Below are 13,571 nucleotides of genomic sequence, written 5' to 3'. Positions count from 1 at the left end.
ACTCTCGTCGCAAGCCATTGCCGGACAGATCATGAAAATCGGTACGCTCCTGACCAGCGCCATCGTCTCGCTCTCGACCGTGGGCGGCGGCCTTGCCGTCTACGTCGCCGTGACCAAATACCAGACGATGGATCGGATCAGCGAAGCCGAAGGCCGGCTGGCGATTGTCCGCGCCGTCAGCGACATTCCGCGTTACCTCAATCCCGAGCGGGGTTTTTCCACCAACATCCTCTACGGCCCCGCCACTGTCGACCCGGCCCAGCTTGCCGAGCAGGACAGGCTGCGCAAGGCAACCAACGGCGCCCGCGACAGGATGAACGCGCTACGCAAGGAATTGCCCGGCCCATTCGACGACGGCAACGCCATCGGCGGCAGCATCGACGCCATCAACTCGAAGTTCACCGGTCTGCGCGAGGCGATCGACAAGGCCATCGCGGGGCCTGCGGACGCGCGCAAGGACGCGGCCCGCAAGGTCGTCGCCGACAATGCCGTGCTCAATGCCGACGTCACCGCGCTGCTGAACGAGCAGGTTCGCCGCATGGCGATTCTCAATGGCGATGCCTACCGCCAGGCCAATTACGCCAACATCGCCATGACGCTGCGCGACATCGGCGGCCTCAATGCAAGCGTGCACAAGAACCTCGTCGGCGGCAAGAAGGTCGCAACCGACGCTGAGAAGGCTGACGTCGCCCGTATGCAGGGCCGCAGCGACCAGATCGTGATGGCGCTGATGGAGCTGCGCGGCAATCCGGCGACCCCGGCCAATATCGGCGCGGCGCTGGAGACAATGAATTCGCGCTACGTCGAGGAATTCGGCCGCGAGCTCAAGATGGTGAAGGACGGTGCCGTCAGCGGCAAGTACGAGCACGACGTCGACACCTACTACGCGGCGTCGCAAAAGGGTCTCGGCTCCATCATCGGCGTTCGCGATGCGTTTTACGACAACGCGGAGGAGATCCTCGCCGGCGCTTCCTCGGCGGCGCGCACCAGCTTGACGATCGCGCTGGCCGGCCTTATCGCCGTGCTGATCGCCAGCGCCGGCCTGATCGTGATGGTCCGCCGCCGCGTCTGCGCCCCGATCGTCGGCTTGACGACGCGCATGACACAGCTTGCCGATGGCGACGTTGCCGGCGAGATCCCCGGCGCCGAGCGCTCCGACGAGATCGGCGCGATGGCCGCGGCGGTTCAGGTCTTCAAGGACAACATGATCCGGGCCGACCGGCTCGCCGCCGAGAAGCAGGCTGAGAACGACGGCAAGATGCGGCGCGCGCAGGCGCTCGACAGCCTCACGCGAGCCTTCGAGGCCAAGGTCACCGAGCTCGTCGGCGGACTGTCCCAGGCTTCGGCGACCATGGAAAGCACCGCGCAGTCGATGACCTCGACGGCGGCGCAGACCAACAGCCAGGCCGCGGTGGTCGCCGCCGCCTCCGAACAGACCTCAAGCAACGTGCAGACCGTCGCCAGCGCCACCGAAGAGCTGACCTCCTCGATCGCGGAGATTGGCCGTCAGGTCGCCCAAAGCACCGAGATCGCCGCCCGTGCCGTCGACAACGCGCGCCGCACCGGCGACACCGCCCGCGCGCTCGCCGAGGGCGCCCAGAAGATCGGCGACGTCGTCACGCTGATCCAGAGCATCGCCGAACAGACCAACCTGCTCGCGCTGAACGCGACCATCGAGGCCGCCCGCGCCGGCGATGCCGGCCGCGGCTTCGCCGTGGTCGCCTCCGAAGTGAAGTCGCTGGCCGGCCAGACCGCCAAGGCCACCACCGAGATCTCCGAGCAGATCACGGCGATCCAGACCGCAAGCGACGAGACCGTGGCCGCGATCCGCAACGTCGCCGACGTCATCGGCGAGATCGACCAGATCGGGACCGCGATCGCCGCCGCGATCGAGGAGCAGGGCTCGGCCACCAAGGAGATCGCCCGCAGCGTCCAGGAGGCCGCCCGCGGCACCCAGGAGGTCAACAGCAACATCTCCGGCGTGCAGCGCGCCGCCGACGACACGGGAGCTGCCGCGAGGGAGGTGCTGGGCGCCGCCGAGCAGCTCTCGACGCAGTCGCGCGATCTCGCCGGACAGTTCGACCGCTTCCTCGGCGAGGTCAGGGCCGCCTAATAAGGCGGTGCCTTCCGCGCCCGCTGCGCTTTCGCTGCCTCGATCCACCACAAGAGATCGTCGGCAAAGCGGGGGAACGAGCGCTCCAGCGCCTTGCCGCCCTCGCCGATCGGTTCGGCGTCCGCCGACAATGTCTGCGCGATCGGACCAACGCCGATGGTGCTCGACACCACCACCATGCCCATCTCCGAAAGCGTGCCGTGCCAGGCCGTCGCCGCGCGCGCACCGGACAGTCGGCCGGCGGAATAGCTCACGATCGCGGCCGGACGCCAGAACCACTCTTCGAGGAAGTGGTCGGTGAGATTCTTCAGGCCGGGCTGGATGCCCCAATTGTACTCGCCGGTGACGAAGACGAAGCCATCGGCGCCGCGGATCTGCCCGGCCAGCTTCTCCAGCGCCTCGGGCGCGGCACCCTTGGGATATTCCTTGTACATTCGGTCCAGCATCGGCAGGCCGATCGCCTTGGCGTCGATGAATTCGACCTCCTCACCGCGGCCGCGCAGCCGATCGATGACGAAATTCGCAAGGCGGATGCCCATGCGGTCGGAACGGTAGGAACCGTAGAGAACGAGAATGCGATTGCTCATGGCCGGACGGTAGCACGAAACCGGCGCCCGTCCCTACTCGATTTGTCGGACTATCGTCCGCGACCGCGGCCCAGCGTTTGCGACGGCGACTCGCCGAACTGGACGCGGTAGCTTCTGGAGAAATCGCTGAGATGCCAGAAGCCAAACGCCAGCGCGACCGCCTTGACGCTATCAGCGCCGGCGAGAAGCTGCCGCCGCACCAGCCACAGCCGGCGCAGGCGCAGATAGCGGTGCAGGCTCATGCCCCGATAGCGGCGGACGACGTCGTGCATGGTGCGAACGGAGAGCCCGAGCTTGCGCGCGATCTCATCGCTGTAGATCGGCTGCGACAAATCCTCGGTCAGCAGTGCGCGGATATCCTGGAACATCCTGAAATTCCGCTCGTCGTTGGGGCCGAGGGTCCAGCGGGCCGAGACGACGCTTTCGAAGGCCTCGTCGACGGCTCCGAGCAGGGACTCCTTCATTGCCGCGCCCTTCAACGAAAGCTCCGGTGCCTCGGCCGGGCCGGACGCCTCGGCCAGCACCTCACGAACCACGGTGCGCAGCCGGTGCAAGCCAGCCGCCGAGACTTCGAAAATCTTGAAGCTCGAGAGCGTGGCCGGCCAGCCTCGGTCCCGCACCTCCGGCCTGAAAACCACCGAGGCGATTTGTCGCTGCACTTCCTCAACGGTGGTGTAGGCGGCGCCGCCGCTGCCAATGACCACGACCGGTCGGGCGCGCTGCGAGCCATTGAAGCGAACGGGTACGTCGAGGTCGTCCATCGTGAAGCCGATCGCCGTGCAATTCTCGACCAGCTGCGCATCGACCATTCGCGGAAACGTCTGCGTCAGATTCACGTCGCAGCCGGGCAACGACAGGATTGTCTGCTCAGCCGAAATTCTCCGTACGAAAGGCGTGAATTCGAAATTCAGCCCGCGTATCGCACTTCGAAATTCGTCGACGTCTGCGAAGCGAAATGTTTTGATTGCCAATCTCGGTACATCGTCAATGCTGTTCATGAAAACAGGAAACGCAACGTCGCGTGGATGTGCGTCAGGCCGCAGTGCCGGTTCGTTTCCCCCTTCGGTTTTCCGTTACCCTGAAAGGATCAATCTTAACGTGTCCTGAGCAATTGGCGAGGAGCTCATTGAAAGAACAAGCGGGCCCGTCCTGTCTCGCCGAATTTCGATAGCGTTTCCCGCACCGCCGATGGTGCTCAAATACCCGACCTTCGATATCTAAAATTCAAAATTAACGACTTTGAGGCGCAATACCGGTCGTTTGATCGTCAAAGTTATTTCAATTTTCAGGCCCCTGCCATGACGGCAAATTCGCCTGCTGATGTTCTGGTCGAGTTGGAGGCCGCGGTCGCAACGTGTCCGCAGGACCGCTGCGCTCGCATTCTTTCCGGCATTATGCAGCTGCTCACCGGCAGCCGCGACCGGCCTCAGGAATTGCTCGCGAGTGTGGTCGACGGCGTTCTGCTGCGGCTGACGGAGCGCGTTGAGGCCAATGGGTTGATTGAGCTCAGCACGGCACTCGCGGAGCTCGCGGTGGCTCCGCCGAAGACCGTGCGGCGTCTCGCCTCACACCACGATCCGGAGGTGGCGTGCCCCGTCTTGCTGAGATCGCAGTCACTGTCCACAGCCGATCTCAAATCGATCGCGGCCTCGAGCGGCGAACGGCAGCAACGCGCGATCGCCGCCCGCGCGCCGATCGATCCGCCGGTGATCGAGACGCTGATCGAAGGCGGCTTCCGCAGCGTTTGCATTGCGCTGATCGCCAATACGGAGGCACGCTTCTCTGACGCCGCCTACGCCGCGCTGGTCGGGAAGTGCCTGACGGATGATGAACTCACGAAGGCGCTGGCACTCAGGCCGGACACGCCCGACACGGTCATGCGGAAGTTGCTGTCGGCCTCACCGGCTCCGAAATCCGGCACAGGGCCGAAGGCGACCGTCTCGCTTCAAGCCGCAGCGGCCGCGCCAATCGTCCCCAAGCTGCCCTGCGCGGCCGCCTATGCAAGCGCGCGGCCGGAGATCGTCGCGCTCAACCGCATCGGCAAGCTCAACGATTCCACGGTCAACCGCTTCGCCATCCGCGGCGAGACCGCCAACCTCGTCACGGCCCTATCTGTGCTTTCGGGGGCTCCCATCGAAATCGTCGAGCATGTCATGACCGACGACGATTGCGAGGGTCTCGTGATGGCCTGCCGTGCCTCGCGGCTGAACTGGCAGACCACGTTGGCCATCTTGGGCAATCGCTGCGGCAGAAGGCTTTCCTTCGCCGAGCGCGAACGCGCGCAGCACATTTTCGAGACACTGCTTCTGTCGACCAGCCAGTGGACGGTGCGTTGGGGGGAAATTGCCGCGAACGCCACGGAGAGCAGTCGGGAACATCGCGGCGCAAAGATGGGGATTAGCCGATGAAATTCGACGGTCGCAAAGCCTCTCGCGTGAAAATGGACCACAGGCAGCCGGTCAACCTCATGGGGTCGGACGGCACCTGGCGACGCCGTTGCGTATTGCTGGACGTGTCGCAAAGCGGCGCCAAGATCGAGGTCGAGGGCACGCTCGACGTGCTCCAGGCCAAGGAGTTCTTCATGCTGCTGTCGTCGACCGGCCTCGCCTACCGGCGCTGCGAACTGGTCTGGATCGACGGCACCACGGCTGGAGTTCACTTCGTTACGGCTGACGGCAAGAAGAAACCTGCAGGCACGCCGGCGCCTGCGCAGACCGCGGCTCAGAGCAAATAGATTCGAACATTCCACCTGGTGTTTGACATCCATACAGTCGAAAAGTGCAGGTCAGATCGTGCAGCACGCGCCAACCAGATCCGGCCCGGTCAATGGTGAGGGCGGCATCCGTCAGACGCGAACGGATCGCCCTTTCCTGCATGTGCTGGCCGACACGTCCGACAAGCTCTCGGGCGTCTGCTCGATCCTCGAAGAGAAATTCACCATTGCCGGCGAGCGACTCGATGCCGATTCCAGGCTGTCGCAGACGCCGGCCGCCATCGTCATCCGCGCGGAGCTGCGCGACGTCGATAACATCGCCGCGATCAAGAAGCGGGCCGGCAAGCTGGCGAAGGCCAGGAAGCGCATCTTCCTGCTCGAGCACGCCTCCCACGTCTGCATCTCGCAAGCCTATGCGCTCGGGGCGACGCTGGTGCTTCCCGGCACAGTCAGCCGGACCAGGCTGCTGGCGGCGCTGGCCGATCCGGCGGACGGTCCATCCGCTTCGTCAGGCGACACGTCGCAACCGGACAACGCCGTCGAGACCGCCGCGACCGCGATCGCATCGATGTTCACGGCTGTGACCCTGGGCCAACCGCTCGACGTCGACGGCACCAAGGAAGCCGGTCGCCAGATTGCCGACCGCATCATCCAGCATGGCCTGACGGAGTGGCTCATGACGGTACGGCGCCATCACGAAGGAACCTATCAGCATTGCCTGCTCGTGACCGGCGTGGCCATCGACTTCGGACTGAGCCTCGGCGTCGGCAGGGCCGACCTGGAACGTCTCTACTCGGCTGCCATGTTCCACGACATCGGCAAGGCGCAGATACCGCTCGCCATCCTCGACAAGCCCGGCCGCCTCGATGCCGCCGAACGCGCGCTGATCGAAACGCATCCGGCCGCCGGCTACGAGTTTCTCAAGGGGCATGACGGGATCTCGCCGGAGATCCTCGATGCTGTTCGCCATCATCACGAATACCTCGACGGGAGCGGTTATCCCGACGCGTTCTGCGCCGAGAGCATCGGCGACATCGTACGAATTCTGACGATCTCGGACATTTTCGCGGCGCTGATCGAGCACCGGCACTACAAGCCGACCATGCCACGCGCGGAGGCCTACAACATTCTCTGTGGGATGAACGGGAAGCTGGAGAAGGCGCTGGTCCACTCATTCAAGCAGGTCGCGCTCACGCGGTGAGCACGGCAGACCGATCTCGAACGCGGCCTAATGAGTAGCGCGATGGCTGGCGCGGCGCGGGATTGATCGGCAAGCCAGCCCCTCGGCCAGCAGCTTCATGTCCTCGTGCCGGCCGCTGCGTATCAGCCGGCCGAACTCTTCGGGTGTGAAAGGAAGACTTGGATCGTCATCGATCTTGTGCCGGAGTCGCGGACCGAAGAACCGTCGAACCAGGCTAGCCAGCCGCCGCATGTCAATTCCCTCGCGCCAGCAACAAACCTCTCAGTCCGCACATTGTTCCTCCTGCACCTTCGAGATTGCAAGAGGCCGCTTGGGTCTCCGCACCAAAAAATTCCGCCAGAGAATAATCTCCTCCTGTCGTGCTAATCGGCAAAACCCACGTAACGCACGAACTCGTGGTTGTGCTCGCGGTCCGAGCGAACGGCGTTCGCGGCAAAGCTGTCGTCGGGATAGCCCATCGCAACGCAGGTCATGATGACCTCGTCCTCCGGAATCCTGGCGACCTCGCGCACGATGTCGGAACGCATGATGCCCTGTCCGTTGATCACGGAGCCGAGGCCGCGGTCCCATGCCGCGAGCACGATGCCGTAGCAGAGCGCGCCGAGATCGAAATGGCAGACCGCGCCGGGATCAAGCACACGGTCGTAGGTCAGGACCAGCGAGACCGGCGCGTCGAACTGGCGGAAGCCGCGCAACACCCAGTCCTGCCGCATCGGCTTGTCGTCGCGCGCGATTCCCATCGCACCGAACAGCTTTTTGGCGATGTCGACCTGCCGCGTGCGGTGCACACCCTGGTACTCGCCGTGGCTGACGATGTCGCGCTTGACCTTGGCGCCACCGACCATCTCCTCCATGTTGCGGCGGCGCACCTCTTCCAGCGGGCTGCCGGCGAGCACGTGGACATGCCAGGGCTGGGTGTTCATCGACGACGGCGCGCGCTTGGCGCTCTCGATGATCGCCTCGATCACCGCGCGCGGCACCGGCTCGTTCCTGAAGCCGCGCACGCTGCGGCGCGACTGGACCAGCGTTTCGAATTCCACTCTTGAACCTCCCTGCCCGTTCGTCCGGCGTTGCGGCGCCGGTTGCCGACGCCGCGCGCAAAACCTATGCTCACGACCAAGCAAGACCAAGAACCCGTGAGGACCCGCCATGGCCGCGCCGCTCGATCCCGTCATCGCCCAGATCATTCCGCTCATGCCGATGCGCGATCCCGCCACGATGACGCCACAGAGCGCCCGCGATTCCTTGCGCGCACTGGCTGCCTCGCGCGCGGCCATACCGCCCCCGCCCGTCGATACCGTGCAGGACATCAAGGTGAAAGGCGGCGCCGGGCCGCTCGATGCACGCGTCTATCGGGTCGGCACTACGCCGGCACCGACCGTGGTGTTCTTCCATGGCGGCGGCTGGGTCGCGGGCGACCTCGATACCCACGACCGGCAGGCGCGCAACCTTGCGATCGAGACCGGCGCGGTGGTCGTCTCCGTCGATTATCGCCGTCCGCCCGAGACGCGCTTTCCCGGCGCCTTCGAGGACGCCTTCGCCGCAGTCGGCGACGTCTTCAACCGCGTCGCGGAATTTGGCGGCGACGCAAGGCGCCTCGGCGTTGCCGGCGACAGCGCCGGCGGCAATCTCGCAGCCACCACCGCGATCGCCTGCCGCGATGCCGGCATCAAGCTCGCCGCGCAAATGCTGGTCTATCCCGTGACCGACGTCCTCGGCGCTTACGCCGATGCGCGCGAGAACGCGCGCTATCCCTCACGCACGGAGAACGCGGACGGCTACTTCCTCACGCGTGCCACGATGGAATGGTTTTGCGGCCATTATCTCGCCGATCCCGCTCACGCGACCGACTGGCGTGCCTCGCCGCTGCGCGCCGCATCGCTTGCCGGGCTGGCACCTGCGATCGTGACCACGGCCTGGTTCGATCCCCTGCGCGACGAGGGTGCGGCCTACGCGCGGGCGCTCGAGGCGGCCGGAGTCCGCGTCAAGCACCACGAGGGCCCCAGTCTGATCCACGGCTATTTCGGCATGGGCGACGCCTCCGAGGTCGCGCGCGCCGAGGCGCAGCGCGCACGCGCCGACTTCAAGGCCTTGCTCGCGCGAGGCGCCTGAGGAGGTACTAGCCGCGAGATGCCCGTTGCGCGCCGGTATGCCCCCAGGTCTCGTCCCAGTCCTGACCGGCGGCGTCGACGACGCGGCCGTCGGCTTCGAAGAACTTGTTCGGCACCTGGAAGATCGCCAGGATCAAGGCGCCGTCCGGACACCAGGCGGCGTGACGGCTGCCCGCCTCGCGCCAGATGAATTCGCCGGCCTTGCATGCGATGCCCTCGGCCGGGCCCTCCTTGTCGACGAGCGCGCCTTCGATGACCCAGCTCTGCTCGATGCCGACATGCTCATGGTCAGGCAGCACCGATCCCGGCGCAAAGCGCATCAAGGCGGTCATCAGGCCCGTGCGGCGATCGAACAGCAGGGTCTTGGCCTCGCACCCCGGAAAGCGGGTCTTCTGCCAGTCCATGTCCTGGGGCCGAACGAGGTGAGAATGCCGATCGGCGGATCGTTCGACCTTCGGGATCGTGGCGTCCATGACGATGCTCCTCCATCTCAACTGCCTGAAGCTAGCAGGATGGCGCGGCCGGGTCAGCGAGCGGTGCAACAGACGAAGACAGTGACCGATCGCACTCAAAAACCGCCAGGGAGACGGCGATCGGTGCTCATCCTGCTTGATTGCGCCACGATTCCCGGCTCCAATCTGCCGGCCATTTCTGGTCCAGGGAGACACCCATGATGAAGCGGATTTTTCTCGCAGCGATCGTTGCCACCTTTGCGGCGGGCTCTGCCTTCGCGCAGGAAACCTGCGAGAGCAAAGCCGTCGGCAAGGACGGCAAGCCGCTTGCCGGCGCCGCCAAGACCTCGTTCCTGAAGAAGTGCAAGGCGGACGCCTGCGCACCCAAGGCGGTCAGCGCCGATGGCAAGCCGCTCGCCGGCGCCGCCAAGAACAGCTTCATGAAGAAGTGCGAGACCGGCGCGTAAGGCGCGCCCGACTTCGAGCACTCTCGTGCCCCGGACGCAGCGCAGCGCTCTTCAGCGGTGCGCTGCCGAGCCGGGGCCTACGCTTCCCATCCCGTCCGACAGATAGGTCCCGGCTTTGCGGCGCCTCACTACGTATCGCACAACGTCCGGGACACGAGACTGGATATCGGCTCGACGCCAACCCGTCACGCTTCAGCTCCGCTTGAACCGGTAATCGAACGCTCCTTCCAGCGGCTTGATCAACCCCACCGTCGGTGTCGGAAAATGCACCGGCAGGATCAACGTGTCGGTATCCGCAACCGAAGCAAAGAATTTTCGCCGAGAGATCGCCGACTGCCTCGCATCCCAATCGGGCTTGGCCGACCAGTCCGGCTCGCGGCACTGGATCTGGTGATGCATGAGATCGCCCGCGACCACCGCACGCTGCCCCTTCGAAAAGATGTTCACGCAGCAATGGCAAGGCGAATGCCCCGGCGTCGGCGTCAGCGTCACCGTATCATCCAGCGCGTAGTCGTCATCCACCAGCAGCGCCTGCCCGGCCTCGACGATCGGCAGGCAATTGTCGCGGAAGACCGTGCCCGGCGGATTGTTGCCCCTGGCATGCTCGGCCTCCCAGGCCGCGTACTCGTCCTTGTGGAAGACGTATTTCGCGTTCGGAAACGTTGGCACCCAGCGGCCGTCGCGCAACGTTGTATTCCAACCGGTGTGGTCGATGTGAAGATGCGTACAGAAGACGTAGTCGATCTGGTCGAAGCCAATGCCGAGCGCGAACAGCTCGTTGCGCCAGCGCTCCTTGCCGGGAAAATCGAAGGGCGCCGGATGTCCTTTCTCCTCGCCGGTGCAGGTGTCCACCAGAATCGTGTAGCGCGGCGTGCGCACCACGAAGGTCTGATAGGTGATCACCATCATGCCGCGCGCAGCGTCGAACACCTCCGGCTCCATCGTCGGCAGGTGGCGGGCGAACACGGCCTCGTCATAAGCCGGGAAAAAATCCTGCGGCCGCCGCCACGGCCCCTCCCGCTCGATCACCGCATCGATGGTGATGTCGCCGATCCGCAACTGCTTCATGGTGTTCGCTCCCTTTTTAGTGAAAGCGTAGCGACCGGACTCGGAGCATTCAAGACAACGCTTGCACGGGGCCGCCATGCGCGGAGTGCCGCAAATCAACCTCAAACACCGGAGATATAGATCGTGGAATGAGGAATGTCCGGTGGGCAGGAAACTGAGAGTGACCGCGGCAATCACGATTGCCGTCGCAGCTGGAATCTACGTCAACAACACAAGCCTTCTGGCACCGCATCAGGGCGGCAAGACAGTCCTGCTCGCCCATCGCGGCATGGCGCAACGCTTCGACGAGCGGGACCTTAAGAACGACACCTGCACCGCCGCGCGGATGCTGCCGCCGGCGCACGACTATCTCGAGAACACGCTGCGCTCGATGAGCGCGAGCTTCGAGGCTGGTGCGGATGTCGTCGAGCTCGACGTGCACCCGACCACCGACGGCGAGTTTGCCGTCTTCCACGACTGGACGCTCGACTGCCGGACCGACGGCAACGGCGTCACCCGCGCGCAGAGCATGGCAAAGCTGAAGACACTCGACATCGGTTACGGCTACACCGCCGACGGCGGCAAGACCTTCCCCTTCCGCGGCAAGGGTGTCGGAATGATGCCGACACTATCGGAAGTGTTCGCCGCCTTCCCCGACAGAAAGCTCCTCATCAACGTGAAGAGCCGCGACCCGGACGAAGGCGAGAGACTTGCCGGCGTGCTGAACGCACTGCCGGCCGAGCGGCGCCGGATGGTCATGGTCTATGGCGGTGACGAGCCCATCGACGAGATCCGTCGTCTCACCCCCGATGTCCGCACGATCTCGCGCAGGGCTATCCGGAGCTGCCTGACCCGCTATATCGGCTATGGCTGGACCGGCCTCGTCCCGGCGGCCTGCCGCAACGCGATGGTGCTGGTGCCGATCAACGCCGCTCCCTGGCTATGGGGCTGGCCCGATCGCTTCCTCGCACGCATGAACGACGTCAACAGCGCGGTGTTCGCGCTCGGTCCCTACAGCGGCGGCGAGTACTCCACCGGCATCGATACGCCGGAAGTGTTCGCGCGGCTTCCCCAAGGCTACTCCGGCGGCATCTGGACCAACGAGATCGAGGCAATCGCCAAGATCGCAGGCAAGAACTGAAGCGGTGAGCTTGACCGCGCGATGTCAACCGGCAAGTCACCCCTCCCGCAGGGAGAAGTGACTGACCGACCGCTAGCACGCGCTAGCTCCGCAATCCCGGCGCCTCCTGCCCCGTGCGCGCGACATATTCCGTGTAGCCACCGCCATACTGGTGGATACCCTCGGGTGTCAGCTCCAGCACCCGGTTCGACAGCGTCGCCAAAAAATGCCGGTCATGCGAGACGAACAGCATGGTGCCCTCGAAATCCGACAGCGCATTGATCAGCATCTCCTTGGTGGCGAGGTCGAGATGGTTGGTCGGCTCGTCCAGCACCAGGAAGTTCGGCGGATCGAACAGCATCTTGGCCATCACGAGGCGCGCCTTCTCGCCGCCGGACAGCACGCGGCAGCGCTTCTCGACGTCGTCGCCGGAGAAGCCGAAGCAGCCGGCGAGCGCGCGCAAGGAGCCCTGCCCGGCGGTCGGAAATGCATATTCGAGTGACTCAAACACCGTCTGCTCGCCGTCGAGCAGGTCCATCGCGTGCTGGGCGAAATAGCCCATCTTGACTCTGCCCCCGAGCGCCACCGTGCCCTGGTCCGGCTCGCTCGCGCCCGCGACCAGCTTGAGCAGCGTCGACTTGCCGGCGCCGTTGACACCCATGACGCACCAGCGCTCCCTGCGGCGGATCATGAAATCGAGGCCGTCATAGATGCGCTTGCTGCCATAGCCCTTGTGCACGTTCTTGAGCGCGACGACGTCCTCGCCCGAGCGCGGCGCCGGCAGAAAGTCGAACGCCACGCTCTGGCGGCGGCGCGGCGGCTCGACCCGTTCGATCTTGTCGAGCTTCTTCACCCGGCTCTGCACCTGGGCGGCATGCGAGGCGCGCGCCTTGAAGCGCTCGATGAACTTGATCTCCTTGGCCAGCATGGCCTGCTGGCGCTCGAACTGGGCCTGCTGCTGCTTCTCGTTCTGCGCCCGCTGCTGCTCGTAGAATTCGTAATCGCCGGTATAGGTTGTGAGCGAGCCGGAATCGATCTCGATCACCTTGGAGATGACGCGATTGATGAACTCGCGGTCGTGCGAGGTCATCAGCAGCGTACCTTCGTAGTCGTGCAGGAATTTTTCCAGCCAGATCAGGCTTTCGAGATCGAGATGGTTGCTCGGCTCGTCGAGCAGCATCACGTCGGGACGCATCAGGAGAATACGGGCCAGCGCCACGCGCATCTTCCAGCCGCCGGAGAGTTTTCCGACGTCGCCGTCCATCATCTCCTGGCTGAAGCCGAGGCCGGACAGCGCTTCGCGCGCACGGCCATCGAGCGCATAGCCGTCCAACTCCTCGAAACGATGCTGCACCTCGCCGTAGCGCGCGATGATCTCGTCCATCTGGTCGGCCTTGTCGGGATCGGCCATCGCGGCCTCGAGCTCGCGCAGCTCGGCCGCAACCTCGCTGACGGGGCCCGCGCCATCCATCACCTCGGCCACCGCGCTGCGGCCGCTCATCTCGCCGACGTCCTGGTTGAAATAGCCGATGGTGATGCCGCGATCGGTCGAGACCTGCCCCTCGTCGGGCAGCTCCTCGCCGGCGATCATCCGGAACAATGTGGTCTTGCCGGCGCCGTTCGGCCCGACGAGGCCGATCTTCTCGCCCTTGTTCAGGGCGGCGGAAGCTTCGATGAACAGGATCTGGTGGCCGGCTTGCTTGCTGACGTTGTCGAGGCGGATCATGAGGTCTTTTGGGGGGATTTTTGCGTTGCAGCGT

Annotated in this window: 13 protein-coding genes; 7 read left to right on the top strand and 6 right to left on the bottom strand. The window is 64.9% G+C overall.

The features are described from left to right. Positions 1-31 precede the first annotated feature (31 nt). Entirely contained in the window at positions 32-2,113 is a 2,082-nt protein-coding gene (locus ABIA42_RS11985; RefSeq protein ID WP_370113470.1) for a methyl-accepting chemotaxis protein, read from the top strand. On the opposite strand, the gene ABIA42_RS11980 is transcribed toward ABIA42_RS11985, so the two are convergent. Together ABIA42_RS11980 and ABIA42_RS11975 are read right to left on the bottom strand one after the other, a co-directional pair. Beyond that, positions 2,110-2,700, bottom strand: a complete 591-nt coding sequence (locus tag ABIA42_RS11980) for an NADPH-dependent FMN reductase (protein WP_271530480.1) — start codon at positions 2,698-2,700, stop codon at positions 2,110-2,112. The genes ABIA42_RS11985 and ABIA42_RS11980 overlap by 4 nt on opposite strands. 50 nt (positions 2,701-2,750) lie before the next feature. After that, positions 2,751-3,698 (bottom strand): helix-turn-helix domain-containing protein, encoded by a 948-nt coding sequence (locus tag ABIA42_RS11975; protein WP_370113473.1) that lies wholly within the window; start codon positions 3,696-3,698, stop codon positions 2,751-2,753. A gap of 300 nt (positions 3,699-3,998) precedes the next feature. Between ABIA42_RS11975 and ABIA42_RS11970 the strand changes: the two genes are divergently transcribed. From ABIA42_RS11970 to ABIA42_RS11960, 3 genes are read left to right on the top strand one after another with little or no spacing between them, the layout of a single operon-like run. Beyond that, positions 3,999-5,108: a DUF2336 domain-containing protein gene (locus ABIA42_RS11970; RefSeq protein WP_370113475.1), complete on the top strand. Its 1,110-nt coding sequence runs from the start codon at positions 3,999-4,001 to the stop codon at positions 5,106-5,108. Next, complete coding sequence (locus tag ABIA42_RS11965) at positions 5,105-5,434, top strand: PilZ domain-containing protein (protein ID WP_124158977.1); 330 nt, start codon at positions 5,105-5,107, stop codon at positions 5,432-5,434. The genes ABIA42_RS11970 and ABIA42_RS11965 overlap by 4 nt, the downstream gene beginning before the upstream one ends. 58 nt (positions 5,435-5,492) lie before the next feature. Continuing rightward, complete coding sequence (locus ABIA42_RS11960) at positions 5,493-6,614, top strand: HD-GYP domain-containing protein (RefSeq protein ID WP_370113477.1); 1,122 nt, start codon at positions 5,493-5,495, stop codon at positions 6,612-6,614. 362 nt (positions 6,615-6,976) lie between these two features. Here the strand turns inward: ABIA42_RS11960 and ABIA42_RS11955 are convergent, their stop codons facing one another. Beyond that, entirely contained in the window at positions 6,977-7,654 is a 678-nt protein-coding gene (locus ABIA42_RS11955) for a nitroreductase (RefSeq protein WP_271530476.1), read from the bottom strand. A gap of 109 nt (positions 7,655-7,763) precedes the next feature. On the opposite strand from ABIA42_RS11955, the gene ABIA42_RS11950 reads away from it, so the two are divergent. Then, positions 7,764-8,726 carry an alpha/beta hydrolase gene (locus ABIA42_RS11950; RefSeq protein ID WP_370113479.1) on the top strand — a complete coding sequence of 321 codons (963 nt, stop codon included), beginning with the start codon at positions 7,764-7,766 and terminating at the stop codon, positions 8,724-8,726. Positions 8,727-8,733: 7 nt separating this feature from the next. Here ABIA42_RS11950 and ABIA42_RS11945 read toward each other — a convergent pair whose 3' ends face one another. Further along, positions 8,734-9,198, bottom strand: a complete 465-nt coding sequence (locus ABIA42_RS11945) for a cupin domain-containing protein (RefSeq protein WP_370113481.1) — start codon at positions 9,196-9,198, stop codon at positions 8,734-8,736. 197 nt (positions 9,199-9,395) lie between these two features. Between ABIA42_RS11945 and ABIA42_RS11940 the strand changes: the two genes are divergently transcribed. Next, entirely contained in the window at positions 9,396-9,644 is a 249-nt protein-coding gene (locus ABIA42_RS11940) for a hypothetical protein (RefSeq protein WP_049820148.1), read from the top strand. A 192-nt stretch (positions 9,645-9,836) separates the two neighbouring features. On the opposite strand, the gene ABIA42_RS11935 is transcribed toward ABIA42_RS11940, so the two are convergent. Then, the gene (locus tag ABIA42_RS11935) at positions 9,837-10,712 is read right to left on the bottom strand and encodes an MBL fold metallo-hydrolase (protein ID WP_370113483.1); all 876 of its coding nucleotides are present in this window, start codon (positions 10,710-10,712) and stop codon (positions 9,837-9,839) included. Positions 10,713-10,854: 142 nt separating this feature from the next. Between ABIA42_RS11935 and ABIA42_RS11930 the strand changes: the two genes are divergently transcribed. Beyond that, a complete protein-coding gene (locus tag ABIA42_RS11930) occupies positions 10,855-11,832 on the top strand; it encodes a glycerophosphodiester phosphodiesterase family protein (protein WP_271530473.1) in 978 nt (325 codons plus the stop codon). Positions 11,833-11,914: 82 nt separating this feature from the next. Here ABIA42_RS11930 and ABIA42_RS11925 read toward each other — a convergent pair whose 3' ends face one another. Further along, on the bottom strand, positions 11,915-13,537 hold the full coding sequence (locus tag ABIA42_RS11925) for an ABC-F family ATP-binding cassette domain-containing protein (protein WP_370113485.1): 1,623 nt from the start codon (positions 13,535-13,537) through the stop codon (positions 11,915-11,917). Positions 13,538-13,571: the final 34 nt, after the last annotated feature.

This window comes from Bradyrhizobium sp. USDA 327 (assembly GCF_041262065.1).
GTDB lineage: Bacteria > Pseudomonadota > Alphaproteobacteria > Rhizobiales > Xanthobacteraceae > Bradyrhizobium > Bradyrhizobium liaoningense.
This window is presented reverse-complemented; position numbering and strand designations above follow the sequence as displayed.